At 70.0% G+C, this 23,593-nt stretch carries 30 protein-coding genes and 1 tRNA gene; 20 read left to right on the top strand and 11 right to left on the bottom strand.

The genetic code is table 11. The features are described 5' to 3' along the window. Nucleotides 1–25: 25 nt before the first annotated feature. From dnaQ to PGN14_RS02190, 7 genes are all read left to right on the top strand, one after another. On the top strand, nucleotides 26–718 hold the full coding sequence (gene dnaQ / locus PGN14_RS02220) for a DNA polymerase III subunit epsilon (RefSeq protein WP_335297772.1): 693 nt from the start codon (nucleotides 26–28) through the stop codon (nucleotides 716–718). Nucleotides 719–773: 55 nt separating this feature from the next. Beyond that, entirely contained in the window at nucleotides 774–1,364 is a 591-nt protein-coding gene (gene hpf / locus PGN14_RS02215) for a ribosome hibernation-promoting factor, HPF/YfiA family (protein WP_335297771.1), read from the top strand. A gap of 49 nt (nucleotides 1,365–1,413) precedes the next feature. Continuing rightward, the gene (locus PGN14_RS02210) at nucleotides 1,414–1,881 is read left to right on the top strand and encodes a PTS sugar transporter subunit IIA (RefSeq protein ID WP_335297770.1); all 468 of its coding nucleotides are present in this window, start codon (nucleotides 1,414–1,416) and stop codon (nucleotides 1,879–1,881) included. Further along, the gene (locus tag PGN14_RS02205) at nucleotides 1,868–2,323 is read left to right on the top strand and encodes a PaaI family thioesterase (protein ID WP_335297769.1); all 456 of its coding nucleotides are present in this window, start codon (nucleotides 1,868–1,870) and stop codon (nucleotides 2,321–2,323) included. The genes PGN14_RS02210 and PGN14_RS02205 overlap by 14 nt, the downstream gene beginning before the upstream one ends. Further along, nucleotides 2,320–2,649, top strand: a complete 330-nt coding sequence (locus PGN14_RS02200) for a DUF1491 family protein (RefSeq protein WP_335297768.1) — start codon at nucleotides 2,320–2,322, stop codon at nucleotides 2,647–2,649. The genes PGN14_RS02205 and PGN14_RS02200 overlap by 4 nt, the downstream gene beginning before the upstream one ends. A gap of 218 nt (nucleotides 2,650–2,867) precedes the next feature. Further along, a complete protein-coding gene (locus tag PGN14_RS02195; RefSeq protein ID WP_335297767.1) occupies nucleotides 2,868–3,491 on the top strand; it encodes a cell wall hydrolase in 624 nt (207 codons plus the stop codon). Between the two features lie 79 nt (nucleotides 3,492–3,570). After that, nucleotides 3,571–4,062: an MmcB family DNA repair protein gene (locus PGN14_RS02190; RefSeq protein ID WP_335298033.1), complete on the top strand. Its 492-nt coding sequence runs from the start codon at nucleotides 3,571–3,573 to the stop codon at nucleotides 4,060–4,062. Between the two features lie 100 nt (nucleotides 4,063–4,162). On the opposite strand, the gene PGN14_RS02185 is transcribed toward PGN14_RS02190, so the two are convergent. Then, on the bottom strand, nucleotides 4,163–4,765 hold the full coding sequence (locus tag PGN14_RS02185; RefSeq protein ID WP_335297766.1) for an ankyrin repeat domain-containing protein: 603 nt from the start codon (nucleotides 4,763–4,765) through the stop codon (nucleotides 4,163–4,165). Between the two features lie 67 nt (nucleotides 4,766–4,832). Between PGN14_RS02185 and PGN14_RS02180 the strand changes: the two genes are divergently transcribed. Genes PGN14_RS02180 through PGN14_RS02170 form a run of 3 tightly spaced genes read left to right on the top strand, consistent with a single transcriptional unit; the run spans nucleotide 4,833 to nucleotide 6,546 of the window. After that, complete coding sequence (locus PGN14_RS02180) at nucleotides 4,833–5,420, top strand: SCO family protein (RefSeq protein ID WP_335297765.1); 588 nt, start codon at nucleotides 4,833–4,835, stop codon at nucleotides 5,418–5,420. Then, a complete protein-coding gene (locus PGN14_RS02175) occupies nucleotides 5,408–5,851 on the top strand; it encodes a YcgN family cysteine cluster protein (RefSeq protein ID WP_335297764.1) in 444 nt (147 codons plus the stop codon). Before PGN14_RS02180 ends, PGN14_RS02175 begins: the two co-directional genes overlap by 13 nt. Continuing rightward, nucleotides 5,848–6,546: a M48 family metallopeptidase gene (locus PGN14_RS02170; protein WP_335297763.1), complete on the top strand. Its 699-nt coding sequence runs from the start codon at nucleotides 5,848–5,850 to the stop codon at nucleotides 6,544–6,546. The genes PGN14_RS02175 and PGN14_RS02170 overlap by 4 nt, the downstream gene beginning before the upstream one ends. Here the strand turns inward: PGN14_RS02170 and PGN14_RS02165 are convergent. The 7 genes from PGN14_RS02165 to PGN14_RS02135 all read right to left on the bottom strand — a co-directional run bounded on the left by PGN14_RS02165 (nucleotide 6,510) and on the right by PGN14_RS02135 (nucleotide 13,102). Beyond that, nucleotides 6,510–8,660 (bottom strand): transglycosylase domain-containing protein, encoded by a 2,151-nt coding sequence (locus tag PGN14_RS02165; protein ID WP_335297762.1) that lies wholly within the window; start codon nucleotides 8,658–8,660, stop codon nucleotides 6,510–6,512. The two genes, PGN14_RS02170 and PGN14_RS02165, sit on opposite strands and share 37 nt — an antisense overlap. A 188-nt stretch (nucleotides 8,661–8,848) precedes the next feature. Next, on the bottom strand, nucleotides 8,849–9,250 hold the full coding sequence (gene msrB / locus PGN14_RS02160; RefSeq protein ID WP_335297761.1) for a peptide-methionine (R)-S-oxide reductase MsrB: 402 nt from the start codon (nucleotides 9,248–9,250) through the stop codon (nucleotides 8,849–8,851). A 31-nt stretch (nucleotides 9,251–9,281) separates the two neighbouring features. Then, nucleotides 9,282–10,367: an NAD(P)/FAD-dependent oxidoreductase gene (locus PGN14_RS02155; protein WP_335297760.1), complete on the bottom strand. Its 1,086-nt coding sequence runs from the start codon at nucleotides 10,365–10,367 to the stop codon at nucleotides 9,282–9,284. After that, a complete protein-coding gene (locus PGN14_RS02150) occupies nucleotides 10,364–11,050 on the bottom strand; it encodes a methyltransferase domain-containing protein (RefSeq protein ID WP_335297759.1) in 687 nt (228 codons plus the stop codon). The genes PGN14_RS02155 and PGN14_RS02150 overlap by 4 nt, the downstream gene beginning before the upstream one ends. Beyond that, a complete protein-coding gene (locus PGN14_RS02145; protein ID WP_335297758.1) occupies nucleotides 11,047–12,108 on the bottom strand; it encodes a type III polyketide synthase in 1,062 nt (353 codons plus the stop codon). Before PGN14_RS02145 ends, PGN14_RS02150 begins: the two co-directional genes overlap by 4 nt. Nucleotides 12,109–12,184: 76 nt before the next feature. After that, nucleotides 12,185–12,271, bottom strand: a tRNA-Leu gene (locus tag PGN14_RS02140). A 102-nt stretch (nucleotides 12,272–12,373) separates the two neighbouring features. After that, nucleotides 12,374–13,102 (bottom strand): zinc-ribbon domain-containing protein, encoded by a 729-nt coding sequence (locus PGN14_RS02135; RefSeq protein ID WP_335297757.1) that lies wholly within the window; start codon nucleotides 13,100–13,102, stop codon nucleotides 12,374–12,376. A 133-nt stretch (nucleotides 13,103–13,235) separates the two neighbouring features. Between PGN14_RS02135 and ftsE the strand changes: the two genes are divergently transcribed. The 9 genes from ftsE to PGN14_RS02090 are packed head-to-tail and all read left to right on the top strand — an operon-like array spanning nucleotide 13,236 to nucleotide 18,714. Continuing rightward, the gene (gene ftsE, locus PGN14_RS02130; RefSeq protein ID WP_335297756.1) at nucleotides 13,236–13,967 is read left to right on the top strand and encodes a cell division ATP-binding protein FtsE; all 732 of its coding nucleotides are present in this window, start codon (nucleotides 13,236–13,238) and stop codon (nucleotides 13,965–13,967) included. Next, a complete protein-coding gene (locus PGN14_RS02125; RefSeq protein WP_335297755.1) occupies nucleotides 13,964–14,836 on the top strand; it encodes a permease in 873 nt (290 codons plus the stop codon). The genes ftsE and PGN14_RS02125 overlap by 4 nt, the downstream gene beginning before the upstream one ends. After that, a complete protein-coding gene (locus PGN14_RS02120) occupies nucleotides 14,833–15,396 on the top strand; it encodes a YdcF family protein (RefSeq protein WP_335297754.1) in 564 nt (187 codons plus the stop codon). The genes PGN14_RS02125 and PGN14_RS02120 overlap by 4 nt, the downstream gene beginning before the upstream one ends. Then, nucleotides 15,393–16,103 carry a lysophospholipid acyltransferase family protein gene (locus tag PGN14_RS02115; protein ID WP_335297753.1) on the top strand — a complete coding sequence of 237 codons (711 nt, stop codon included), beginning with the start codon at nucleotides 15,393–15,395 and terminating at the stop codon, nucleotides 16,101–16,103. The genes PGN14_RS02120 and PGN14_RS02115 overlap by 4 nt, the downstream gene beginning before the upstream one ends. A 9-nt stretch (nucleotides 16,104–16,112) precedes the next feature. After that, the gene (locus PGN14_RS02110; protein WP_335298032.1) at nucleotides 16,113–16,760 is read left to right on the top strand and encodes a peptidylprolyl isomerase; all 648 of its coding nucleotides are present in this window, start codon (nucleotides 16,113–16,115) and stop codon (nucleotides 16,758–16,760) included. 48 nt (nucleotides 16,761–16,808) lie between these two features. Continuing rightward, nucleotides 16,809–16,967, top strand: coding sequence for a hypothetical protein (locus PGN14_RS02105; RefSeq protein WP_335297752.1), 159 nt, complete (start codon nucleotides 16,809–16,811; stop codon nucleotides 16,965–16,967). Beyond that, on the top strand, nucleotides 16,964–17,242 hold the full coding sequence (locus PGN14_RS02100; protein ID WP_335297751.1) for an acylphosphatase: 279 nt from the start codon (nucleotides 16,964–16,966) through the stop codon (nucleotides 17,240–17,242). The genes PGN14_RS02105 and PGN14_RS02100 overlap by 4 nt, the downstream gene beginning before the upstream one ends. 42 nt (nucleotides 17,243–17,284) lie before the next feature. Then, nucleotides 17,285–17,983 carry a uracil-DNA glycosylase gene (ung, locus tag PGN14_RS02095; RefSeq protein ID WP_335297750.1) on the top strand — a complete coding sequence of 233 codons (699 nt, stop codon included), beginning with the start codon at nucleotides 17,285–17,287 and terminating at the stop codon, nucleotides 17,981–17,983. A gap of 32 nt (nucleotides 17,984–18,015) precedes the next feature. Then, nucleotides 18,016–18,714, top strand: coding sequence for an endonuclease III domain-containing protein (locus PGN14_RS02090; protein WP_335297749.1), 699 nt, complete (start codon nucleotides 18,016–18,018; stop codon nucleotides 18,712–18,714). Between the two features lie 6 nt (nucleotides 18,715–18,720). On the opposite strand, the gene PGN14_RS02085 is transcribed toward PGN14_RS02090, so the two are convergent. After that, complete coding sequence (locus PGN14_RS02085) at nucleotides 18,721–19,221, bottom strand: hypothetical protein (RefSeq protein WP_335297748.1); 501 nt, start codon at nucleotides 19,219–19,221, stop codon at nucleotides 18,721–18,723. A gap of 164 nt (nucleotides 19,222–19,385) precedes the next feature. Between PGN14_RS02085 and PGN14_RS02080 the strand changes: the two genes are divergently transcribed. Then, nucleotides 19,386–19,580 carry a hypothetical protein gene (locus PGN14_RS02080; protein ID WP_335297747.1) on the top strand — a complete coding sequence of 65 codons (195 nt, stop codon included), beginning with the start codon at nucleotides 19,386–19,388 and terminating at the stop codon, nucleotides 19,578–19,580. A 742-nt stretch (nucleotides 19,581–20,322) separates the two neighbouring features. On the opposite strand, the gene thiC is transcribed toward PGN14_RS02080, so the two are convergent. Further along, nucleotides 20,323–22,293, bottom strand: a complete 1,971-nt coding sequence (gene thiC / locus PGN14_RS02075; RefSeq protein WP_335297746.1) for a phosphomethylpyrimidine synthase ThiC — start codon at nucleotides 22,291–22,293, stop codon at nucleotides 20,323–20,325. A 199-nt stretch (nucleotides 22,294–22,492) separates the two neighbouring features. Further along, on the bottom strand, nucleotides 22,493–23,560 hold the full coding sequence (locus PGN14_RS02070) for a ferritin-like domain-containing protein (RefSeq protein ID WP_335297745.1): 1,068 nt from the start codon (nucleotides 23,558–23,560) through the stop codon (nucleotides 22,493–22,495). Between the last annotated feature and the right edge of the window lie 33 nt (nucleotides 23,561–23,593).

The following is a 23,593-nucleotide window of genomic DNA, read 5'->3' as shown; positions in this document are numbered from 1 at the left end:
GGCAAGGTCGGATAACGCTACGTCCATGCGCGAGATCGTCTTCGATACCGAAACCACGGGCCTCAGCTTCGCCGGCGGCGACCGACTGGTGGAGATCGGCTGCGTCGAGCTGATCAACCGGGTCGAGACGGGGCGCACCTTCCACGCTTATTACCATCCCGAGCGCGACATGCCGGCGGAGGCGGAGCGCGTCCACGGCCTGTCCGCCACCTTCCTCGCCAAGCATCCGGTGTTCGCGGCGGGCGTGGCCGAGCTGGTCGACTTCATCGGCGATGCGCCGCTGATCGCGCACAACGCCGGGTTCGACTTCTCCTTTCTCAACGGCGAGTTGGCGCGGTGCGGACAGGCGGCGGTGTGCCTGTCGCGGATGGTCGACACGCTGCAGATCGCGCGGTCGCGCCATCCGGGCGCGAAGCATACGCTGGACGCCTTGTGCAACCGCTATGGCATCGACCGGTCGCACCGGGTGCTCCACGGCGCGCTGCTCGACGCGCAGCTGCTGGCGCAGGTCTATGTCGAGCTGACCGGCGGACGACAGATCGGGCTGGGGCTGGTCAGCGACGCGCCGGTCGCGATGGTGGTGGAAACGGCCGCGCCGGTCGCGGTCAAGGTCCGTCCGCTGCGCGTCTTTTCCGCTTCCCCGGCGGAACTGGCGGCGCATGCGGCGTTTGTGAAAGGGGTGAAGGAGCCATTGTGGGGGCCGGGCGCGTCCGGTTGACGCGCGCAGGCGCCGGCGGGGGAACCGAGGCCGGTGCGACAGACTGGAGAAAGAGATGGAGATTCGGGTTTCAGGCCATCAGGTGGCGATCGGCGACGCGCTGAAGACCCATGTCGACGAGCGTCTCCAGGGTATCGCCGACAAATATTTCGCGCGCGCCATCTCGGCCGAGGTGACCTTCGGCAAGGGGCCGCACGACAACGGGTTCAAGTGCGACATCGTCGCGCATGTCACGCGCGGGCTGGTGCTGAAGGGCCGGCATGATGCGCATGACGCGCATCTGTCGTTCGACGGTGCGGCGGAGAAGATCGAGAAGCAGCTGCGCCGCTACGTGCGGCGGCTGAGGGATCATGCGCCGGCCTTTGCCGCGGCGGAGGCGGAACGCGACAATATCGGCTACGACAATGCCGGCTACACCCTGTTCGCCGAGGCGATCGACGAGGAGGAGGCGGGCGACTCGCCGCTGGTCATCGCGGAGACGCGGGTCGACGTGCCCGATGCCAGCGTGTCCGATGCGGTGATGATGCTCGACCTGCGCAACACGCAGGCGCTGCTGTTCAAGAACGCGGGCACCGGCGCCTATAATATGGTCTATCGCCGCGGCGACGGGACGATCGGCTGGGTCGAGCCGCAGCGCGGCGGGTGATGCGACCGCCCCGCCCCGCCCCCGGACGAACCGGATACCGAACCGGATCATGATCGATCTCAGCGACCTTCTGGTCCCCGATGGCGTCGCCATCGGGCTGACCGCGGCGTCGAAGAAGACGCTGTTCACCCAGATCGGCGGGCTGGCCGCGCCGCTGCTGGGGCTGAACCCGCGCGCGGTGGCGGAGGCGCTGCTCGCGCGGGAGAAGGCGGGGTCGACCGGGTTCGGCGGCGGGGTGGCGGTGCCGCATGCGCGGATCGAGGGGCTGGACCGGATCGCCATCCTGGTGGTCCGGCTGGCGCAGCGGCTCGATTTCGGCGCGCCCGACGATGTCGGCGTCGATATCGTGGTGGCGATGCTGTCGCCGCCGCAGGCGGGGGCGGCGCATCTGAAGGCGCTGGCGCGCGTCGCGCGGCGGTTCCGCGACCGGCGCTTCGTCGACAAGCTGCGCGGTGCCGGCTCGCCCGACGCGGTCTATGCGCTGCTGACCACGGACGAGACGCGTGACGCAGCCTGAAGGGGCGGAGGCCCATTATCGCGCGCTGGAGTCGCTCTATGCGGCCGCGCCGATCAACCGCTTCTTCGAATCGCGGATGGAGATCGGCGAGGCGGGGCGGTCCCGGATCCACTTCACCGTCGACCAGCGGCATTTCCATGCCGCGGGCGCGGCGCACGGCACCAGCTATTTCAAGATGCTGGACGATGCCGCTTTCTATGCCTGCAACAGCCTGGTCACCGATCGCTTCCTGCTGACGACGCAGTTCAGCCTGCTGCTGACGCGCCCGATGGGGGAAGGGCCGGTGGTGGCGGAGGGGCGCTGGGTCAGCGGGCAGCGCCGCGTGTTCATCGCCGAGGCGCGGCTGGTGACCGCGGACGGCGAGGAAGTGGCGCGTGGCACGGGCACCTTCATGCGCTCGCGAATCGCGTTGGCGACGCTGCCCGGCTATTCGCCGGCGTGAGATTGCCGACTCACCTGACGGTCGCGGCGCTGCTGCGGCGGGTCAACGATGCAGGCGGGCTGGGTGTGGTGCGCGCGTCGGGCGATGCGCAAGCGGGTATGTTGTTGATTCTGCTGGACGAGGGGATGCGGGTGCGCGCGGTGGAGCGGATGCGCGACCTGGACGACCGCGATATCCTGGTGCCCGCGGGGCCGACATCGGGCGAGGAACGCGCGATGGAGGACTATTGGCAGGCGCGCCGCGCCCGCGATCCCGATCTGTGGGTGATCGAACTGAACGTCCCGCAGGCCGAACGGTTCGTCGCTGAAACGATCCTCGACGATTGATTCCATTAACCCTTGGCCGGATACGCGGTTCCCATCACAGGCAAGCGTTGTGCCGGTGCGGGGTGCGATCCCGAACGGTGACGCAGTCGGGGGGAATACCGGCCGATCCTGAAGCCTCGCGCTTCTGCAGCGATCGCGTTCGCACGCCCACCGCATAATATCGATGTGGAATGCCCTTTACCTCGCGCGTTGCGACGCTCGCAACGTTCACCCTTTCGATGGTCGGTCTGATCGCCCAGGGTTCCGCCGCACTCGCGGCCGACACCAATGCGCTCCCCTCGACCACGCCGGTGACCGTCGCCGCCGCGACCGCCGTGTCCGTTGCCGCTCCGACCGCTGCCTTCCCCACCGCGACGCCCGCGGTGATGATCCAGACGCCGCAACTGCCCGCCGATGAGGCCGTGAGCACGCCGTCTGAAGAAGAGCAGGTCGCCTATCCGACCCTCGCCGCCGCCGTGGCGGATCAGTCGATCCCGTCGAACACGGGCGACGACCTGCGCTGCCTCGCCGGCGCGATCTATTTCGAGGCCCGCGGCGAGCCGCTCGCCGGCCAGCTCGCGGTGGCCGAGGTCATCCTGAACCGTACCCAGTCGCGCCGCTTCGGCAGCGACGTGTGCAGCGTCGTGACCCAGCCCGGGCAATTCTCCTTCGTGCGCGGTGGCCGCATCCCGGCGGCGCCGAGCAACGACGACTGGCGCACCGCGGTGGCGGTGGCCAAGGTCGCGCTGAAGGATGCGTGGGAAAGCGACGCGTCCAACGCGCTGTACTTCAACGGCCGCCGCGCCGGCCATCCGGCGCGCATCCGCGTCGCCGCGATCGGCAACCACCTCTTCTATCGCTGACCGGCGGAGCGGGGGCGTTCCCCCCCGCTCATGGACCGGGGGCTTTACCTTCGTTCCCCTGATGTTCTATTCAGCGGGGATGCTGAGCCCGCCTCCTTCCTGCGACGACACCGGCGACAGCGCGCTGTGCGCCGCCGATGTCGCGCGCGGCGTCACCCGGATGCTGCTGCGCCACGAACTGACCGCGATCGCCGAGGTGCCGCTGGACGGCGGACGCCGCGCCGACCTGATGGCGCTGGATGCGCGCGGGCAATTGGTGATCGTGGAGATCAAGGTGTCGCGCGCCGACCTGCTCGGCGATGCCAAGTGGCAGGATTATCTGGCGCATTGCGACCGCTTCTACTGGGCGGTGCCGGCGGGGTTCGATGCCGCGCCGATCGACGGGCCGGCGTTCCTGCCGGAGCGGACCGGGTTGATCGTCGCCGACCGCTACGATGCCGCGATCGTGCGCGAGGCACGCACCGACCCGCTGCCCGCGCATGTCCGCAAGCGGTGCACGCTGGCCTTCGCCAGGCGCGCGGCGCGGCGGCTGATCGCGACGCATGATCCCGAGGCGGGGATGGCGGTGTAGCGATTCCCATCATCGTCACCCCGGACGTGATCCGGGGTCCCGCTTTTCGTCCGTCGGTCCCAGAAGAAGCGGGACCCCGGGTCAAGCCCGGGGTGACGGGTTACCGCAGCTTCGGCCCGGAGATCGCGCGCGGTGCCTTGCGCGGGGTGTCCTCGATCAGTTTCAGGATCGCGGTCGCGCGCTGGTCGCGTTTGGCATAGTCGCGCGCGGACAGGCCGGCGACATTGTCGGTCTGGTCGGGATTGCCGCCTGCCGCCAGCACCGCGCGCACCAGCGCGAGATCGCGGCGCTCGACCGCGCGGATCAGCGGCGTCTCGCCGCCGGCATTGCCCAGATTGGCATTGGCATTTGCGGCGGCGAGGATGCCGACCAGTTCGCCATTGCCCGCCTCGGTCGCCAGCATCATCGCGGTATTGCCGTTGCGGTCGCGCAGGTTCGGGTCCGCACCCTTCGCCAGCAGATAGCGCAGATAGGTGGCGTCGCCGCGCCGCGCGACGATGTGGATCGCCGCCTCGCCGCTGCTGACGTCGCGGGTGTTGACGATCGTCTGGCCCGGCTGGTCGAGGATCGCGATCACGGCATTGCCGTCCGCCTTCCGTATCGCCTCCAGGAATTTGTAGCTTTGCGATTGCTGCTGCGCCGCGAGCGGGGTGGCGAGCGCGGCGAGCGGGAGGAGCCAGGCGGGGGAGAAGCGAGCGGACATGAGCCTCTGACACGGATGGAGGGCAGGGTTGCGGATCGCGCTATAACCCATCACATCTGCCGTCACCATGAACATGCGCATCCGGGTCACCGCGCTGGCCCTTTTCCTGGCCGGATCGCTCGCGGCCTGCTCGTCCGAGCCGCCCGTGCAGCCGCCGCTCGCGGGCGCGCGGATCGGCGGCGCGTTTCGGCTGACCGATCAGGACGGGCGCACCGTCACCGATCGCGATTTCGCCGGCCGCTATCGCATCGTCTATTTCGGCTACACCTTCTGCCCCGATGTCTGTCCGGTCGACGTCCAGAACATCGCCGCCGCGCTGAAGCTGATCGAGACGAAGGATGCGGCACTCGGCAAGCGGATCGTGCCGATCTTCGTCACGGTCGACCCGGCGCGCGACACGCCCGCGGTGCTGAAGCAGTTCGTTTCCGCCTTCCACCCGCGCATGGTCGGGCTGACCGGCAGCGCGGAGGTGATCGCGGCGACCGCCAGGGCCTATGGCATCTATTATGCGCGCGGGAAGGGCACCGCCGACGGCTATATGATGGACCATAGCCGGCAGATCTATCTGTTCGATCCGGACGGCAAGCCGCTGGCGCTGCTGCCCGAGGCACCGCCGCAGGCCATGGCGGACGAGGTGATGAAATGGGCGCACTGACGGGTCGCTTCTGGGAGGACGTGCCGCTCGACCGGCTCGACCGCGCGCAATGGGAGGCATTGTGCGACGGCTGCGGCAAATGCTGCCTGCACAAGCTGGAGGATGAGGAAACCGGCGAGCTGATCGCGACCAATGTCGCGTGCCGGCTGCTCGACCGGCGCAGCGGGCAATGTTCCAACTATCGCCACCGCCGCGCCTATGTCGCCGAATGCGTGCGGCTGACGAGCGGCAACGTCGATTCGATCGACTGGCTGCCGTCGACCTGCGCCTATCGCCTGCGCGCCCATGGCGAGCCGCTGCCGGAATGGCATTATCTGGTCAGCGGCGATCGCGAGGCGGTGCATCGCGCGGGCGAGTCGGTGCGCGGCTGGACGATCAGCGAGGACGATGCCGGCGACCTCGAACATCATATGGTCGACCGCCAGCTGTGACGGCCCCGGGTTCGGGCGAATTCGACGTCGTGCGCCATCCCCGCGCGCGGCGCACGAAGCTGTCGTTCGATCCGCTGACCGGCCGCGCGCGGCTGACGCTGCCGCCACGCGCCTCGGTCGAGCGGGCAGTCGCCTGGGCGCGGGGGCAGCAGGCGTGGATCGCGCGCCAGCGTGACGCCATGCCGCAACCGCGACCGTTCCTGCCCGGAGCGACGATCCCGGTCGAGGGCACGGACCTGCTGATCGTACACGATGCGGATGCGGCGCGGCTGCCGGTGGTGGCGGGCGAGCGGCTGGTGATCGGCGGTCCGGCGGAGATGGTCGAGCGGCGCGTGGCGGCGTGGCTGAAGCGGCGGGCGCTGGCGCTGCTGGAGGCGGAAACGGCCTTCTATGCCGCGCGCGCAGGCGTGACGGTCAGTCGCGTCGCGATCGGCGATCCGCGCGGGCGCTGGGGCAGTTGCGCGCATGACGGCACGATCCGCTACAGCTGGAGGCTGATCCTCGCACCGCCGGAGGTACGGCGCGCGACGGTGGCTCATGAGGTCGCGCACCGGCTCCACATGGATCACTCGCCCGCCTTCCACGCCGCGGTCGAGCGCCTCTTCGGACGCGATCCCCGCGCGGAGCGCACATGGCTACGCGCGCACGGCGCGGCGCTTCACTGGTTCGGGCGGTCGGAGTCGCGCAGCGGCTGAGTACGGGCCGGCGTCGGCGGGGTGCGGGGCGCCTCGCGACGCGGCTGCTGCTGCTGCCCGGTGACGCGATCGAGCCAGTCCTGGTCGAGCCGTTCGGTCCCGGTGTCGGGCGGGGTCAGGTCGTCGCGCGGGCGCGTCGGGGCGACAGGGCGCTCCTGGCCAAAGCCGGTATCGTCCTCGACCGCCGCAGGCGGACGCGATCCGTCGCCCAGCGGCTGTCCGTCCTCATCGACGAAGCTCATGTTGTCGGGCGCGCCGTAATAGCTTTCGGCATCGGGCTCCAGCTGCGCCTCGGGCAGCGTCACCTGCGTGTCGAACTGCTCGATCGGACGGCTGGCGACCGCGGCCTTCATGAACTGCGCGAACGCTCTTGCCGGCGCGGTGCCGCCATGGAGGCCGGAAATCGGCCGTGCGTCGTCGCGCCCCATCCACACGCCGGTGGTGAGGCCGGAGGAGAAGCCGAGGAACCAGCCGTCCTTGCTGCTGCTGGTGGTGCCGGTCTTGCCCGCGACCGGGCGGCCGATCTGCGCGGCGCGCCCCGTGCCGGTGTTGACTGCGGTCTGGAGCAGGTCGGTCATCTGCGCCGCGACATAGGGCGCGACCAATACGCGGCTGCGATCCACCTCGTGGGTGTAGATCACCTCGTTATCGGCGGTGACGCGGGTGATGCCGAAGGGGGTGATCGCGACGCCCTTGTTCGCGACCGAGGCGAAGGCGCGCGTCATGTCGATCAGCCGCACGTCCGACGTCCCCAGCACCATCGAGGGATGGATGTTGACCTGCGTCGTGATGCCGAAGCGGTGCGCCATGTCGGCGACGGTCTGGAACCCGACCGCCTGCCCCAGCTTCGCCGCGACGGTGTTGAGCGAATAGGCAAACGCGGTACGCAGCGTCACCTCGCCCGAGTTGCGGCGCGAGTCGTTGCGCGGGGACCAGCCGTCGATCGTGACCGGCTCGTCGATTTCCTTGTCCTCGGGCGTGCGACCCGCCTCCAGCGCGGCGAGATAGACGAACAGCTTGAACGCCGATCCCGGCTGGCGCTGCGCCTGGGTGGCGCGATTGTAGATCGAGCTGACGTAATCGGTGCCGCCGACCATCGCGCGCACCGCGCCGTCGCGGTCGATCGCGACCAATGCCCCCTGCGCGCCGCCCGGGACATTGGCGCGCACCGCGCCATCGGCGGCGCGCTGCATCGCCGGGTCCAGCGTGGTCCACACCTCCAGCGGCTTGACCGTCTCGTCGATCAGCAGGTCCAGCTGCGGCAGCGCCCAATCGGTGAAATAGCGGACGCTGTTCTGCTTCGGCGCCGGCGCCAGCGCGACATCGGCCGGGTCGGCGGCATCGGCCTGCCCCTGGGTGATGAAGTCGTTGCGCACCATCTGCTGCAGGACCACGCCGGCGCGGCCCTTGGCGGCATCGGCATCGGCGGTGGGGGAGTAATTGGACGGCGCCTTGACCAGCCCCGCGATGACCGCGGCCTCCGCCAGCGTCAGCCGGTCCGCGCCATGGCCGAAGAACTTGCGGCTGGCCGCATCGATGCCATAGGCGCCGCCGCCATAATAGACCTTGTTCAGGTACAGCTCCAGCACCTGGTCCTTGCTGAACTTGCGCTCCAGCGCCAGCGCCAGGATCCATTCGCGGAACTTGCGGCCGAACTTCTTCTGGTTGTTGAGGAAGATGTTGCGCGCCAGCTGCTGCGTGATGGTCGATCCGCCCTGCACCCAGCGCCCACGCTCGACACGGATCATCGCGGAGCGCGCGATGCCGATCGGGTCGACGCCCAGATGGCTGCGGAAGCGGCGGTCCTCCACCGCGACGGTGGCGTCGCGCATCACCGCAGGGATTCGATCATAGGGCAGCCATTCGCCATAGCTCGGCCCGAGCGACACCAGCACCGAGCCGTCGGCGGCATGGACGCGGATCATCTGGCCGTTGGGCGAGGACTTCAGGCTCTCGAAGCTCGGCAGCTGCGCGCGCGCGATATAGACCGCAGTGACCAGCGCACCGACCAGCAGCACCGCGACCACGATCGCGGCCTTGGCGGCGAACCACAGCCGCCCCCGCCAGCGCGAGGGGGATGCGGATCGGCTTTTGGGGGAAGAGGCGCGGGCCATAAGGTGCGCCTTGCCGGATAAAGGCTTAGGCCATGGTTAACAAGAAGTGGATTTGGTTCACGCGGAGGCGCGGAGACGCGGAGGTGTCGCGCGCGCGGCAGCGCTATCCAAAGCGCCGTCGGCGGAGGAGCTTTCAAGGCCGCTATGCGGCAGCCGCGACCGCTTTGCGCCTCCGCGTGAACCATGTTCTACGCCGCGGCGCGGGCGCGGAAGTCGAGCGAGACCGAGTTCATGCAATAGCGTAGCCCCGTCGGCGGCGGGCCGTCGGGGAAGACGTGGCCGAGATGGCTGTCGCAGCGCGCGCAACGCGTCTCGACGCGGGTCATGCCGTGGCTGGTGTCGCGATGGTCGGTCACCGCATCCGGCGTGATCGGCTGGGTGAAGCTGGGCCAGCCGGAGCCGGAATCATATTTGTCGGCGCTGTCGAACAACGGCAGTGCGCAGGCGGCGCAATGGTACAGGCCGTCCGCCTTGTTGTCGTTGTAGCGGCCGGAAAAGGCGCGCTCCGTCCCGGCCTGGCGCAGGACATGATATTGCTCGGGGGTCAGCCGCTGCTTCCACTCGGCTTCGGAGAGGTTGAGATGTTCCATGAGGGCGATCTGGTCCCGGTATGGCGGTTGTTCAATGGGCAGGATGGTCGATGCGGGTGGCCCGCGCGATGACGTGGATCAGTCCGCTGCGCGCCGCGAGCGCGAGCAGCGGCGCGGCGAGCAGCGGGCGTTCGGCCAGCGCGCGGACCGCGCCGGCGATCGCGAGCGGGCGCGCGGCGCGACGCGCGAATCCGCGCTGCCACGCCGCGGCGTCGCGACCGGCGAGCCAGGCCTGCGCCGCCGATGCGCCGCTGGCGAGTGCGATTCCCATCCCCTCGCCGGCGAGCGAGGGGATGACCGCGGCTTGGTCGCCGAGCCGGAAGCAGCCGGGCGTGCCGCGGGTGGCGCGCCAGCCATAGGGGACGTTAGCGACCGCCTCGATCGCGCCGCCGTCGCCCGCGGACAGCCGCTCGCCGAGCGCGGGTGATTCCGCCGCCAGCACGGCCAGCAGCCGCGCGGGATCGCCCGCCGCCTCCAGCCGCGACCGATGCACCGCGAGGCAGATGTTGGTGCTGCCGTCCTCCTGCCGGGCGATGCCGGCATAGCCGCGGTCGAACAGGTGAAGCTCGATCGCGTCGCCGACCAGCCGGTCCAGCGTGGCGCATGGCGCGCGCCGCTGGCGCAGCCCCAGCGTGGGGTCGGCGCCGCGCGCCGCGGCGGGACGCGCGGCGCCGCGGACATCGTGCTTGCCGGTGGCGAGGAACAGCGCCTCCGGGGTCAGCGTGGCGCCATCGGCGGTGCGGATCGTGCGGCTGTCGATCGTGCGCGCGGCGACCCCGCGTTCGACGCCGGTCCCCAGCGCGGCGGCGTGGCCGAGCAGCAGCGAGTCGAGATGGCGACGCGACACCGCAATCGCGGGGGCGGGAAGGGGGGACTCGATGCAACGGCCTTGCGCGAAGAGACGGAGGCGGGTGATCCGGTCGCGGCTGAGGCGGTTGCGCTCGATGCCGAGCGCGGCCAGCGCGTCGAGCGTGCGCCAGCTGAGAAAGCCGCCGCACAGCGCGTCGCCGGTGTCGCGGGTCCGCTCGATCACGGTGGCGGGCGTGCCGGCGCGTGCCAGTACGATCGCGGCGGCGGCGCCCGCCGGGCCGCCACCCAGAATCAATGGCGGAATCAACGGCGCTCGACGCATAGCCGAAAGGGAAAGGCGCGATAGATGCGGGCATCGTCGATGCCGGCCTCGGCGAGGATCGCGGGCCATTCGTGCGGGCGATAGCTGCGCGCGATCGATAGATGGCCGTCGTGGCGCACGATCGGATGCCAGCGGAACAGCCCCGCCAGCAACGGCCAGCCACGATAAGCGAAGGCATGGCGGTGCAGGTCGTTGACGAGCCAGCCGGCCGCGGCGTGACGCTGCATGAAGCGGAGGAAGGCGACCAGCTGCGCTGCGGACATATGATGCGCGACGAGGCTGGAGATGACGACGTCCCAGGGTTCGTCGGCGAGATCGGCATAATCGCCGGTGCGCCAGTCGATCGCGAGGCCGGGCGGCGTATGCGCGCGCGCCGCCGCCTCGCTGCGCGGGTTGAGGTCGATTCCGACGAGGTCGAGGTCGATGCCGCGGCGCATCCCCCAGCGCGCGATCCGGCGCAGCATGTCGCCATCGCCATAGCCGACGTCGAGCAGCCGGTAGCGCCGCCCGGGGCGCAGCGTGCGGCGCAGGAAGGCGAGCGTGGGCCGCGCCGCCAGCGTGACGCGGTTCACCTTCGCCAGATCGGCGACGACATCGGCATAGGTGGCGGCGGGCAGGTCGTCCGCATCCATCCATTCCTCGGCGATGGCGCGGGTGGCGAGCGTCATGCCGAGCGGCCGAACGCGAACCCCTCCGCGGCGAGGCCGGGGCCGAAGGCGAGTGCGATGCCGTGATCGGGCGCCGGCCGCTCCAGCAGCCGGGCGAGGACGAACATCAGCGTCGCGGAGGACATGTTGCCGTTGGCCGCCAGCACGGCGCGCGAATCGTCGAGCGCATCGGCGGGCAGGTCCAGCGCGCCCGCCACCGCGTCCAGGATCGACCGGCCGCCGGCATGGACCGCCCAGGCATCGGGCACGCGCCCGCCGGTGATCGCGGCGACCAGCGCGGGATCCTTGAGCGCGGTGGCGATCCGCCCCGGCACCTCGCCCGACAGGTGCATCGCGAAGCCGCGGTCGGTGACGTCCCAGCGGATCAGCGCCTCCGACGCGGGCAGCGTGGTGGCGAACGGGCGGCCGATCGCAAGGCCGTCGGCGTCGGCGGTGACGAGCGCGGCGGCGGCGCCGTCGCCGAACTGAAGCATCGCGAGCAGCGGCTCCAGCCGGTCCTCCGCCTGGAGGTGGAGCGTCGACAGCTCCACCGTCACCACCAGCACGCGCGCCGCCGGCTCGGAGCGGACGATGTGGCGCGCGGTGCGCAGCGCGGCGACCGCGGCATAGCAGCCCATGAAGCCGATCAGCGTGCGCTCGACGCCCGGCGACAGCGCGAGCGCGGCGGCGATCCGCTGGTCGATGCCGGGCGCGACGAAGCCGGTGCAGCTGGCGACGACCAGATGGGTGATGCCGTCGACCGGCCGGCGTGCGGCGAGATCGGCGATGGCGGCGAGCGCCAGTTCGGGCGCCGCCGCGGCATAGCGCGCCATGCGGTCGCCGGTGCCGGGATGCGGCTCGGTCGCATAGAAGCCGCCGGGCGCGACCGGCGGGTCGGTCAGCACCGACCAGCGATGCGCGATGCCGGCGCGTGCCGCCATCCGGTCGAACAGCTTCGCCTCCGTCGCGGGCAGGCGCGCGCGCGCCCAGTCGACGAACGCGGCATGGATGTCCTGCGCGGGAACGGCGGTGCCGATCGCATTGATATGGGGGCGTGGGGTGGAGGGGCCGGGCGCCATGCGGGGTATCAACGCGCGATCGCGAGGATCGGGTACACTGCCGCCTCAGCGGCGGACCCTATCCGCCGGGATAGAATGGTGCGGTCGAGAAGACTCGAACTTCCACGTCCTTTCGGACACAACGACCTCAACGTTGCGCGTCTACCAATTCCGCCACGACCGCACGTGATGTCCACCGGGGCGCAGCCCGGCGGTTGGCAAGGCAGCGCCCCTAGCATCGCCTCTGCGGGCTGGCAATGGCCAAAGCGGGGCCGAAAGATGCGCGTCAGCTCGCCTCGCCGACGAAGCTGAGGTCGAGCCGTTTCGAGCTGGCGGGCACGTCGACCTGCGCCGAGTTGAAATCGATCGCACCGCTGGGCGCCAGCGTGCGCTGCTGCGGGGTGATCGTCCAGCTGAACACGATCTTGTCCTGCGCATCGCGCAGGTCGGCGCGAATGTCGGGCACGCGCTGGCGCGTCGGCGAGGGGTTAGTGATCTGCCCGCTGACCGCGAACAGCTCCGACCCGTTGGCCATCTTGCGCCGCTCGATCGGGTTGTCGACGATGCGCAGCGGCAGTTCCTCCGGCCCGATCGACAGCCCGACCTGCTGCGCCAGCCCCGGTGCGGTGGTCCACAGGATGATGCCGACCGCCACCAGCATCAGCAGCCCCGCCGCCAGCGAAGCGATGGTGCGGATGCGCGTGGTGTTGCGCGTCGGGCGGAACGGGGGGCGGTGCGCGAAGGCATCGTATCCCGGCGTGCCCGCGGGCGGCGCGACGAACGGCTCGGCCGGCGGCGGCGCGCTCGCCACCGCGGGGGTGGGCGTCGGCTCCCCCGCCGCGACGGGCGGCGCCACCAGCGGTTCGGCGACCGGTTCCGGCTGCGGCGCCAGCTCGGGCGGGTCCTGATACCAGCTGTGGCGGCAGTTGGCGCAGCGCACGGTGCGCCCCGTGGTCCCGATCGCGCTGTCGGGGACCAGGTAGCGGGTGCGGCATTCGGGACATTCGAGGAGCATGGACGCGGGCACCGGCTGGACGGAAACCGAATCTAAACACCTGTCCCGCGCCGATGGCAAGCGGGTCGCGGCGCGCTTGAAGCCGCACAAGGCGCGTGCGATGGCAGTCGGCGGTGACACAGGTTGAGGCCGCGTGGCGGGAATTGTCCAGTTCGAGAATGTCGGATTGCGCTACGGCCAGGGGGACGAGGTGCTGCGCGACCTGTCCTTTGCGCTGGCGCCGGGCGAATTCTATTTCCTGACCGGTGCCAGCGGCGCGGGAAAGACCTCGCTGCTGAAGCTGCTCTACCTGTCACAGCGGCCCAGCCGCGGCGTGATCCGGCTGTTCGGCACCGACGTCGTCACGCTGCCGCGCCAGCGTATCCCCGGGTTCCGGCGGCGGATCGGCGTCGTCTATCAGGACTTCCGGCTGGTCCCGCATCTGTCGATCGCGGACAATGTCGCGCTGCCGCTGCGCATCGCCGGGGTGATGGAGAGCGAGGTGCGCGAGGCGGTGGGCGAGATGCTCGCCTGGGTCGGGCTGACGCACCGTGCCGAGGCGCGCCCGCCGACGCTGTCGGGCGGCGAGCAGCAGCGCGTGGCGATCGCGCGCGCCGTGATCGGCCGGCCCGAGATCCTAGTCGCGGACGAGCCGACCGGCAACGTCGACGAGGCGATGGCGGAGCGGCTGATGCAATTGTTCGCCTCGCTCAACGGGCTGGGCACGACGGTGGTGGTGGCGACGCACGACCTGACGTTGCTCAACCGCATCAAGGCGGCGCAGCTGATGCGGATCGTCGACGGGCGGCTGCACGATCCGGTCGGCAGCCTGCGTTTCCCGCCGGGGCGTGGGGCTGACCGGGGGCCGGATCGGGGCGCGCCATGACGCCATCGACGATCCGCGTGCTCGACGCCGCGCGACAGGGGCGGGCGATGGCCTGGGTGCTGGCGATCATGCTGTTCCTGACCGTGCTGGCGGCGGCCGCGGCGATCGCCACGGCGGGCGCGGCGGGCGCGCTGGGGCGCGAACTGGCGGGACGCGCGACGGTGCAGGTGATCGCGGCGGATGCACCCGCGCGACAGGCGGCGGCGGCGCGCGTGCTGGTCGCGCTGCGCCAGTCGTCGGCGGTGCGCCACGCCGATGCGGTGCCGCAGGCGGAACTGGTGCGGCTGCTGGGGCCGTGGCTGGGCAACGGCGCGGCCGGCGACGACCTGCCGATCCCCGCGCTGATCGATATCGATCTGGCCGATCGCGCCGATGCGGCCGACCGGGTGCGCACGCTGCTGGCGCGGGTCGCGCCGGGGGCGACATTGGACCGGCACGACGACGCCATGGCGCCGGTCGGTCGGCTGCTGACCAGCTTCACGCTGCTCGCCGCCGCGCTGGTCGCGCTGATGGCGGCGGCGACCGCGGCGGTGGTGGTGCTGGCGGCCCGCGCCGGGCTGGACGCGCACCGCACCACGATCGAGGTCATGCACGGGCTGGGCGCGACCGATGTGCAGGTGGCGCGGCTGTTCCAGCGCCGCATCGCCCGCGACGCCGCGCTGGGCGCGCTGGTCGGCGGGGTGGCGGCATGGATCGTCGTCGCCTTGCTCGGCTGGCAGGTGGCGGCGGCGGGATCGCAGCTGCTGGGCGGGGCCGCGCTGGGGCAAAGCGGATGGATCGCGATCGTCGCGCTGCCGTTCGCGTTCGTCGCGCTGGCGGCGGCGGTGGCGCGGCATACCGTCACCGCGGCATTGGGGCGAACGCTGTGATCCGCCGCATCGCCGCACTGGGGCTGCTGGCATGGGCGCTCGGCTTCGTCGCGTTCATGCTGCTGCTGCCCGGCCCCGCAGACCCGGGCTTGCGCACCGATGCGATCGTCGTGCCGACCGGGGCGGCGGGGCGGATCGCGCGGGGGCTGGAGCTGCTGGAGGCGGGGCGGGCGCAGCGGATGCTGGTCACCGGCACCGCGCCCGGGGTGACGCGCGCCGACCTGATCCGCGTCGCGGGCCATGCGCGCACCATCGCCTGTTGCGTCGACCTGGGCGCGGACGCGGTCGACACGCGCGGCAATGCGGAGGAGACCGCGGCGTGGCTGGCGGGGCATCGCTATCGCTCGATCCGGCTGGTGACGTCGGACTGGCATGCGCGCCGCGCCCGGCTGGAGCTGGCGTCCGCGCTGGACGACGGCGTGACGATCGCGGTCGACGGCGTGCCGAGCTTCCCGACGCTGGGGCAGGCGTTCAACGAATACAACAAGCTGTTGCTGCGCGCCGCCGCGATCGGCGGACAGGCGGTGTGGCGGCATGTGCCGTGGAGGCAGCAGGGATGATGGCGGTGCGGATCGTGCGGACGCTGGCGTTCCGGCTGGTGTTCTACACCGGATCGGTGCCGATCCTGCTGCTGGTGCCGCTGGTGGCGCTGATCGGCGGGCAGCGTGCGATGATCCCCTATGCGCATGGCTGGTCGCGCTTCCACCGCTGGGCCGCGGCGACGTTGCTGGGGGTGCGCACCCGGTTCGAAGGGACGCTGCCCGATCACCCGGTGCTCTACGCCGCCAAGCACGAGGCGATGTACGAGACGATCGAGCTGTCGTTCCTGCTCCACGGCCCCGCGGTGGTGCTGAAGCGCGAGCTGACGCGGATCCCGCTGTGGGGCTATGCCACCAAGGTCTATGGCGCGATCGCGGTGGATCGCGAGGCCTCCGCCGCGGCGCTGCGCCGGCTGGTGAAGGAAGCGGGGGTGGCGCGCGCGCAGGGCCGCTCGGTGATCGTCTATCCGGAGGGAACGCGCGTGCCGCACGGCGCTACGCCGCCGCTCCGGTCGGGATTTGCGGGGCTGTACAAGACGCTGAACTATCCGGTGGTGCCGATCGCGGTCGACAGCGGGCGGTTCGTGCCCCGCACGGGCTGGCCGCAGCCCGGCGTCGTGACGATCCGGCTGGGCGCCGAAATCCCCCCCGGGCTGCCGCGGCGCGAGGCGGAGGCGCGGGTGCATGCCGCGATCAACCTGCTTGCCGGTGCGGGTGGCGAGGGGTAGCCGGGCGTGATGCGCCGTCTGATCCTTTCGCTCGCTGCCCTGCTGCTCACCACGCCGGCCGCCGCGCAGCGCGCCGACAAGGCCACGCCCGGCTGGGTACGGGTGCGGATGGAGACCGCCGACGGCCCGATCGTGCTCGCGCTCGATCAGCGGCACGCGCCCGTCACCACCGCCAATTTCCTGAAATATGTCGACGATGGGCGGTTCGACGGGGTCAGCTTCTATCGCACTGCGCGCAACCGCAAGGCACCGCAATATGGCTTCATCCAGTCGGGCATCCGCACCGATGCGCGCCGCTTCCTCGACATGATCCCGCACGAATCGACGAGGAAGACCGGGATCAGGCACCTCGACATGACGATCTCGATGGCACGAAAAGGCCCGCCGGGATCGGCCAACGGCAATTTCTTCATCACCGTCGGCGCGCAGCCATCGATGGACTGGACCCCCGCCAACCCCGGCTATGCCGCGTTCGGGCGCGTCGTCGGCGGGCAGGCGACGGTCAAGCGCATCCTGGCCGAGCGCACCGGCGGCGGCATGAACGGCACGCTGATGCTGAAGCCGGTGCGGGTCGAGCGCGCGGTCCGGCTGGATGGCGTGGCCAGGCCCACCGGGCGGCCGCGCCCCTGGCTGATCGAGCGGCGGCGCGACGGCTGAACCCTCCGCCGCCTCCGCCCGTTGAGGTGGGACACGAGGAGAGCGACGATGGTGGAACAGCCCAACAAGCCCGGCGGCGATTTCGGCGAGGACGACAAGCCCCGCGACGCCGGCGACGAGCAGGCGGTGAAGAACCAGGGGCAGGTATTGCCCGAGGATTATCCCGAAAAGAACGGCGGCCGCGCATCGGGCAAGGATGTGACGTGATCCGCCGTCGCCTGATCGTGACGGGCCGGGTACAGAACGTCTTCTACCGCGACTGGCTGGTCGAGCAGGCCCAGGCGCTGGGGCTCGACGGCTGGGTCCGCAACCGCGCCGACGGCAGTGTCGAGGCGGTGGTGCAGGGCGCGTCCGAGATGGTCGACGCGATCGTGGCGCGGGCGCAGGACGGCTCCCCCGCGTCGCGGGTCGAACGGGTGACGGTCAGCGACGATGCCCCCGCGGAGACGCTGACGGGGTTCGAGAAGCGCGCCACGCGCTGAGCGGGTTGGACGCGATCCGGGCACGTCGATATGGCGCGGACCATGGCCGACCCGAAGATCGATCCCACTTGGCTGGCGCCGCTGCGCGCCGAGTTCGACGCGCCGCACATGGCGGCGTTGCGCGACTTCCTGCGCGCGGAGAAGGCGGCGGGGAAGCGCATCTTCCCGCCCTCGGCCGACTGGTTTGCGGCGCTGAACCTCACCCCGCTGCCCGCGGTGCGCGTGGTGGTGCTGGGGCAGGATCCCTATCATGGCGCGGGTCAGGCGCATGGGCTGTGCTTCTCGGTGCGCCCGGGGGTGAAGCCGCCGCCCAGCCTCGTCAACATCTACAAGGAACTGGCGAGCGACTGCGGCATCGCCCCGCCCGCGCACGGTTTTCTGGAACATTGGGCGCGACAGGGGGTGCTGCTGCTCAACAGCGTGCTGACCGTGGAGGAAGGCCGCGCCGCGTCGCACCGCGAGCGCGGGTGGGAGCGGTTCACCGATGCGATCGTCCGGCTGGTCGCGGCGAAGGAGGAGCCGGTCGTCTTCCTGCTGTGGGGCAGCTATGCGCAGAAGAAGGCCGCGTTCGTGCAGGATGTGGCGCGCGGCGGGCGCCATCTGGTGCTGAAGGCGCCGCATCCGTCGCCCTTGTCGGCGCATAACGGCTGGTTCGGGTCGCGGCATTTCAGCACGGCGAACGATTTCCTGTCGCGGCACGGGCGCGGCACGATCGACTGGGCGCTGCCGCCGGTCGTTTGACGGAGGTTCCTCATTTGTTCTAAAATCACGGGATGCAGGAGTCGTTCTCCTTCTCGCGTCCCGATCTCGATCGCTGGCGGGAACTGCTCGGCCCCGTGGCACTGCCGGCACAGCGGCGGACGGCGATCGGGCAACTCGTGAAATCCTCGATCAGCGCGCGGACCCGCGATGCGGTGTCGCTGTCGGCCTATCGCGCGCTCGGCCGGCGCTATCCCTCCGCCGCCGCTCTGGCGCAGGCCGGGGCGGGCGAGGTGGCGCGCGTGATCGCGGCGGTGACCTTCGCCGACGCCAAGGCGACGCATCTGGTCGCGGCGTTGCGGCAGATCGCGCGCGAGGACGGCGGCTTCGACCTCTCCCATCTCGCGCACCGGCCGCTGGGGGAGGCGCTGGCGTGGCTGGAGCGGCTGCCCGGGGTGGCGCGCAAGGTGGCGGCCTCGACGCTCAACGCCAGCCGGCTGGGGCGCCCGGTGATGATCGTCGATACCCATGTGCTGCGCGTGCTCCAGCGGCTGGAGGTGGTGGGTGCCTCGGTCAATTACCGCATCGCCAGCGAGGCGGTGACCGGCGCCATGCCGGCGTGGCGCGGCGACGACTTCCTCGGCTTCCACGTCGCGCTGAAGCGGCTGGGGCAGGAGGTGTGCCGATGGGACGCGCCGGTATGCGAGATGTGTCCGCTGGCGGGGGTGTGTCCGGGGGCGGCGATGGCGGGCGTCGCACGGCGCGGAAGTTGACATAGTTTACACTACGTCCCCACCGGAACCGGAATCGGCGGGAAGCTTGGCGAGCGCGCGGGTCAGCTTCGTGCCGGCGTCGCTGGCATAATAATGGCGCTCGCGGTCGTTCCATGCGCCATAGCGGCGCGGGTCGCGGTAGCGCAGCAGGAACATGGTGAGCTTCTCGTCGAAACGGCGGCGCTCGCCGATCTGTTCGCCCTGGTAGAAGACGGGGGTGGCGACGCCGTGGAGCGCGCGCGACAGCGCCGCATCCGCCAGCTGCGCCACGCCCACGTCGAGCGCGGCATCCCAGGCATCGCGAAAGCTCTCCGCGCCCGCGCGGCGGCGTAGCGCATAGGCGGACGCGCGCGACAGGCCCACGTAGGTCGCGGCCTGCTCGACACAGCCGGTCTGCGCCAGCGCCTCGATAAAGGAGCGCTGGCGTGCGGGGGTCCAGCCATCGTGGCGGGGGCGAAGCGGCGCCGCGTCGAAGCTCGGCACCGGGGGGAGGGTGGAGTCGGTCATGCCGGGAAGGAAGGCATGTGTTGGACGGTGTAGGACAGGGGGAAGTGGCGCCGGCCTATGTACCACATGCTTCGTCATCTGTATTCGGGTCGGCTGCGCGCGGCCGTGCAGCGATCGGAGATGTAACCGTGAGCCGTAGCCGTAGATCGTCACCCTTCGTCGGGATGACGACCGCCGCCAGCGACAAACCGTGGAAGCAGGATTCGGCGCGGCAGATGCGGCGTGCCTGCCATCAGCTATTGGAGCAGACACTGGACGGTGATGCCGTGCCCGATCGCAAGGCGCTGGGTGATTCATGGGGATTGAAGGACGGGAAGCAGCGGATCTCCGATCCGACGTCGAAGTGGCTGCGGAAGTAGGGGGTTACGGTGGGATCGACCGTAGCTCAACCTCTAAACCTCTCTGTTGGTCGGGGATACGCAACCTCTCAGTCGTAAGTGGGGGTATGTTAGAAAGGGGTTGCAACGGGCGGAACAAACATGAGACAAGCTGGTTATGTCGCTTGTGGAGCATATTCGAAGAAGTGGTGCGATTCGATAGCGCCAAGTTCCCTCGCGATCTGAGCGAGGATAGCCCCCTCTCTGTCGGCGTGGGGGTATGCGTATGACAGATTCCCCCGCTTTGCGGGGACTATGACCTCATTTCGGTTGGGTATTCGTACCTTGCCAAAACGAAATCAGGGCCACCGTTGGTAGCGGCGACCCTGATCGGAGACGGACGTACCACCTCATGCTCTTTGACCGAGCGCATGTGTTGTAGTCCGGCTTCGTTTTTCAATCAACCAATTTGCATTGGTAAGATCGGAAAGGAAGCCACTGTGGCAGTCTACAAATATGCGAACCTTTTGCAGAAATCGAGCGGCGATGCTTATGATTTCACTCACAGCCCTGGCACTTATGTTCAGCACTCTGGTATCTATCACTGCGAAGGGTGCGGACGCGAAATTGCAGCAAATCGCGGGGATCCGTTCCCTCCACAGAATCACCATCAACATACTTCGCAAGACGCAATCAGGTGGCGTCTCGTTGTTTACGCTGATCCCAGCACCAAGTAATTTCAGCTTTCGGATTTGATGGGCTGGTTCGGATAAATCGGACCAGCTCAATCCGCCGGCAGGTAAACCTCGCCACCCTTCTCCCGGAACGTCTCGCTCATCCCGCGCATCCCCGCCTCGGCAGAGGCGGCGTCCAGCGGGGCTCCCCCTCCACCATGCTGCGCATGGTCCCCAGCGTTGGGTCGGTCATCCCCCCGGGATGACCTGAGATCGCCGGGGGCGATCTCACCCGCCGCTCCGTGCCGGGGAGGATGGGCCGCGACGAACGTCTCCACCGGCGCATTCTGCTTTGCCGCGAAGTCGCGCACTTCCTGCGTGATCTTCATCGAGCAGAATTTGGGACCACACATCGAGCAGAAGTGCGCGGTCTTGGCACCCTCCGCGGGCAGCGTCTGGTCGTGGTACGACTCCGCCGTGTCGGGGTCGAGCGACAGGTTGAACTGGTCGCGCCAGCGGAATTGGAAGCGCGCGCGGCTCAGTGCGTCGTCGCGCAGCTTGGCGGCCGGATGGCCCTTCGCCAGGTCGGCGGCATGGGCGGCGAGCTTGTAGGTCACCACGCCGACCTTCACGTCGTCGCGATCGGGTAGGCCGAGGTGCTCCTTGGGCGTGACGTAGCAGAGCATCGCGGTGCCGTACCAGCCGATCATCGCGGCGCCGATGCCGCTGGTGATATGGTCGTAGCCCGGCGCGATGTCGGTGGTGAGCGGCCCGAGCGTGTAGAAGGGCGCCTCGCCGCACACCTCCAGCTGCTTGTCCATATTCTCCTTGATCTTGTGCATCGGCACATGGCCTGGGCCTTCGATCATGACCTGGACGTCCTGCGCCCAGGCGCGGTGGGTCAGCTCGCCCAACGTGTACAGCTCGGCGAACTGCGCCTCGTCGTTGGCGTCGGCGATGCTGCCGGGGCGCAGGCCGTCGCCGAGCGAATAGGCGATGTCATACGCCTTCATGATCTCGGTGATCTCGTCGAACCGCTCGTAGAGGAAGCTCTCCTTGTGGTGCGCGAGGCACCATTTCGCCATGATCGAGCCGCCGCGGCTGACGATGCCGGTGACGCGCTTCGCGGTCAGCGGCACATAGGGCAGGCGGACGCCGGCGTGGATGGTAAAATAGTCGACGCCCTGCTCGGCCTGCTCGATCAGCGTGTCGCGGAAGATCTCCCACGTCAGTTCCTCGGCGATGCCGCCGACCTTCTCCAGCGCCTGATAGATAGGGACGGTGCCGATCGGCACGGGCGAGTTGCGGATGATCCATTCGCGCGTGTCGTGGATGTTGCGCCCGGTCGACAGGTCCATGACCGTGTCGGCGCCCCAGCGGATCGACCAGACCAGCTTGTCGACCTCGTTCGCGACGTTGCTGGCGACCGCGGAATTGCCGATATTGGCGTTGATCTTGACCAGGAAGTTGCGGCCGATCGCCATCGGCTCGGATTCGGGGTGGTTGATGTTCGACGGGATGATCGCGCGGCCGCGCGCGACCTCGTCACGGACGAACTCGGGGGTGACGTAATCGGGGATGGCGGCGCCGAACGACTGGCCGTCGCGGACGTACTCCCGCGCCATCTCTCGGCCGAGATTCTCGCGCGTGGCGACATATTCCATCTCGGGCGTGATGATGCCGCGCCGCGCATAGTGCATCTGGCTGACGTTGGCGCCGGCTTTCGCGCGCAGCGGGCGCGGGATGGCGCGCGGGAAGCGCGGCACGCCGCCGGAGCGGTCGGGGCCGAGCTGGCCATTGTCCTCCGGACGCAGCTCGCGCGCGTCATAGGCCTCGACGTCGCCGCGCGCCTCGATCCAGGCGCGGCGGCGTTGCGGCAGGCCGGCCATGATGTCGATCCGCGCGTCGGGGTCGGTATAGGGGCCGGAGGTGTCGTAAACGTTGAGCGGCGGCTCGCCCGACGACGGCTCCAGGTCGATCGCGCGCATCGCGACGCCCAGCGGGCCAACGTGGATCTTGCGGCTGCCGCGGATCGCGCCGGTGGTGACGCCGATCTCGGTACGGGCGGGAATATCGGCCATGCGTCGTCTCTCCTCGTGGCGGAAGAGGACGGACGTCGGGTGGCGTGCCGCTCCCTCCCTACGCCGGTGCCCATCTACCAGGGATGGGGCGGATCAGGTTCAGCGGGTCGGGGGCTGCTGCCCCCCTCTCAGCCGCGCGTCAGCGGCCCCCCGGGGTGAGGGGCAGCATAGCGGCGACGGTGCAAAAGGAAAAGCGCGATCAGCTGCCGGTGGCGGTCGCGGTCGGCGTCGGGGTGGGCGTCGCCGTGGGCGCGGCGCTGGTCCGCAGCGACTCGAGCGAGTTGTTGGTGCCCGCCGGGAAGAAGCCGCCGCCGATCCCGGCGTCGCGGCGCAGATAGACGATATTGTGTACCTGCCCCGTCGACCGGCTGAAGGCGATGCCGTTGCCGTCGGTGGGGGTGATGTTGGCGACGGTCAGCGCGCCGCTTGCATCCGCGGTGGCGATGCCGCCATCGAGCGTGCCGCTGCCATCGAGCGTATCGCGCGCGGTGGCGATCTTGTTCGCCTTGGCGCGCGCGTCCAGCCCGCGCGCGAACAATTCGGTGCGGATCAGCCCGGCATGATAGGCCTCCGCCGCCAGGATGCCCGCGGCCGCCTCCAGATAGACCGCGCTGGTGATCAGCGGCGATGCGCCCTTGTAGGCGGTGACGCCGACATCCTCGAACAGATAGGCGGCGAGCAGGAAATTCTCGTCCGACCCGTAGGGATCGAACGTTTCCGTGCTGCCGACGATGCCCGCCGCGCGCGCCGCCGCGGTGAAGGCGCCGGTGGCGCCGCCGTCGATGTTGATCGCGGGCTGGTTGATGACGAAGTTCGGGCTGACCGCGGTGATGACGGCGCGCAGCGCGTCGACGTGCGCGATCTCGTCCGCCGCGATCTCGCGCGCATAGCTGGCGATGACGGGGTCGTCGAAGATGCGCTGGCGCCCGCCGGTGACGCCGCCCGCGGTGCCGACCGTGCCGCTGGTGCTGGTGCTGGGCAGGTAACGACCGAAGGCGGCGATCGAGTAGAATTGCGCCTCCAGATATTCGAGGTTCAGCGCCAGTTGCAGGATGGCGATATCGGTCGGCACCCCGGTGCTGGTCGCGGTGGGCGTCGGGGTCGGCGTCGGCGTGGGGCTGGGCGAATCGTCGCCCCCGCAGGCCGAGAGCAGCGCGAGGCCGCCGGCCGCGGCGCCGGCCCCGCCCGCGAGCTTCAGGAAGCGGCGGCGCTCGGCACGGCGCTGGTTGGCGAGGTCGAGGGCGGCGAAGACGGAATCTTTGATCATGACGGCATTCCTGCGAAGCGAGCGTGAGGGGGC

It is taken from the genome of Sphingomonas adhaesiva, assembly GCF_036946305.1.
GTDB classification, from domain to species: domain Bacteria; phylum Pseudomonadota; class Alphaproteobacteria; order Sphingomonadales; family Sphingomonadaceae; genus Sphingomonas; species Sphingomonas adhaesiva_B.
This window is presented reverse-complemented; position numbering and strand designations above follow the sequence as displayed.

Bases quoted from the DNA above. Each gene is read 5' to 3' on its own strand.
- dnaQ (WP_335297772.1), top strand. From the start codon at position 26: ATGCGCGAGATCGTCTTCGATACCGAAACCACGGGCCTCAGCTTCGCC.
- hpf (WP_335297771.1), top strand. From the start codon at position 774: ATGGAGATTCGGGTTTCAGGCCATCAGGTGGCGATCGGCGACGCGCTG.
- PGN14_RS02210 (WP_335297770.1), top strand. From the start codon at position 1,414: ATGATCGATCTCAGCGACCTTCTGGTCCCCGATGGCGTCGCCATCGGG.
- PGN14_RS02195 (WP_335297767.1), top strand. From the start codon at position 2,868: ATGGTCGGTCTGATCGCCCAGGGTTCCGCCGCACTCGCGGCCGACACC.
- PGN14_RS02190 (WP_335298033.1), top strand. From the start codon at position 3,571: ATGCTGAGCCCGCCTCCTTCCTGCGACGACACCGGCGACAGCGCGCTG.
- PGN14_RS02185 (WP_335297766.1), bottom strand. From the start codon at position 4,765: ATGTCCGCTCGCTTCTCCCCCGCCTGGCTCCTCCCGCTCGCCGCGCTC.
- PGN14_RS02180 (WP_335297765.1), top strand. From the start codon at position 4,833: ATGAACATGCGCATCCGGGTCACCGCGCTGGCCCTTTTCCTGGCCGGA.
- PGN14_RS02175 (WP_335297764.1), top strand. From the start codon at position 5,408: ATGGGCGCACTGACGGGTCGCTTCTGGGAGGACGTGCCGCTCGACCGG.
- PGN14_RS02165 (WP_335297762.1), bottom strand. From the start codon at position 8,660: ATGGCCCGCGCCTCTTCCCCCAAAAGCCGATCCGCATCCCCCTCGCGC.
- msrB (WP_335297761.1), bottom strand. From the start codon at position 9,250: ATGGAACATCTCAACCTCTCCGAAGCCGAGTGGAAGCAGCGGCTGACC.
- PGN14_RS02150 (WP_335297759.1), bottom strand. From the start codon at position 11,050: ATGACGCTCGCCACCCGCGCCATCGCCGAGGAATGGATGGATGCGGAC.
- PGN14_RS02145 (WP_335297758.1), bottom strand. From the start codon at position 12,108: ATGGCGCCCGGCCCCTCCACCCCACGCCCCCATATCAATGCGATCGGC.
- PGN14_RS02135 (WP_335297757.1), bottom strand. From the start codon at position 13,102: ATGCTCCTCGAATGTCCCGAATGCCGCACCCGCTACCTGGTCCCCGAC.
- PGN14_RS02125 (WP_335297755.1), top strand. From the start codon at position 13,964: ATGACGCCATCGACGATCCGCGTGCTCGACGCCGCGCGACAGGGGCGG.
- PGN14_RS02115 (WP_335297753.1), top strand. From the start codon at position 15,393: ATGATGGCGGTGCGGATCGTGCGGACGCTGGCGTTCCGGCTGGTGTTC.
- PGN14_RS02110 (WP_335298032.1), top strand. From the start codon at position 16,113: ATGCGCCGTCTGATCCTTTCGCTCGCTGCCCTGCTGCTCACCACGCCG.
- PGN14_RS02105 (WP_335297752.1), top strand. From the start codon at position 16,809: ATGGTGGAACAGCCCAACAAGCCCGGCGGCGATTTCGGCGAGGACGAC.
- ung (WP_335297750.1), top strand. From the start codon at position 17,285: ATGGCCGACCCGAAGATCGATCCCACTTGGCTGGCGCCGCTGCGCGCC.
- PGN14_RS02090 (WP_335297749.1), top strand. From the start codon at position 18,016: ATGCAGGAGTCGTTCTCCTTCTCGCGTCCCGATCTCGATCGCTGGCGG.
- PGN14_RS02085 (WP_335297748.1), bottom strand. From the start codon at position 19,221: ATGACCGACTCCACCCTCCCCCCGGTGCCGAGCTTCGACGCGGCGCCG.
- PGN14_RS02080 (WP_335297747.1), top strand. From the start codon at position 19,386: ATGACGACCGCCGCCAGCGACAAACCGTGGAAGCAGGATTCGGCGCGG.
- thiC (WP_335297746.1), bottom strand. From the start codon at position 22,293: ATGGCCGATATTCCCGCCCGTACCGAGATCGGCGTCACCACCGGCGCG.
- PGN14_RS02070 (WP_335297745.1), bottom strand. From the start codon at position 23,560: ATGATCAAAGATTCCGTCTTCGCCGCCCTCGACCTCGCCAACCAGCGC.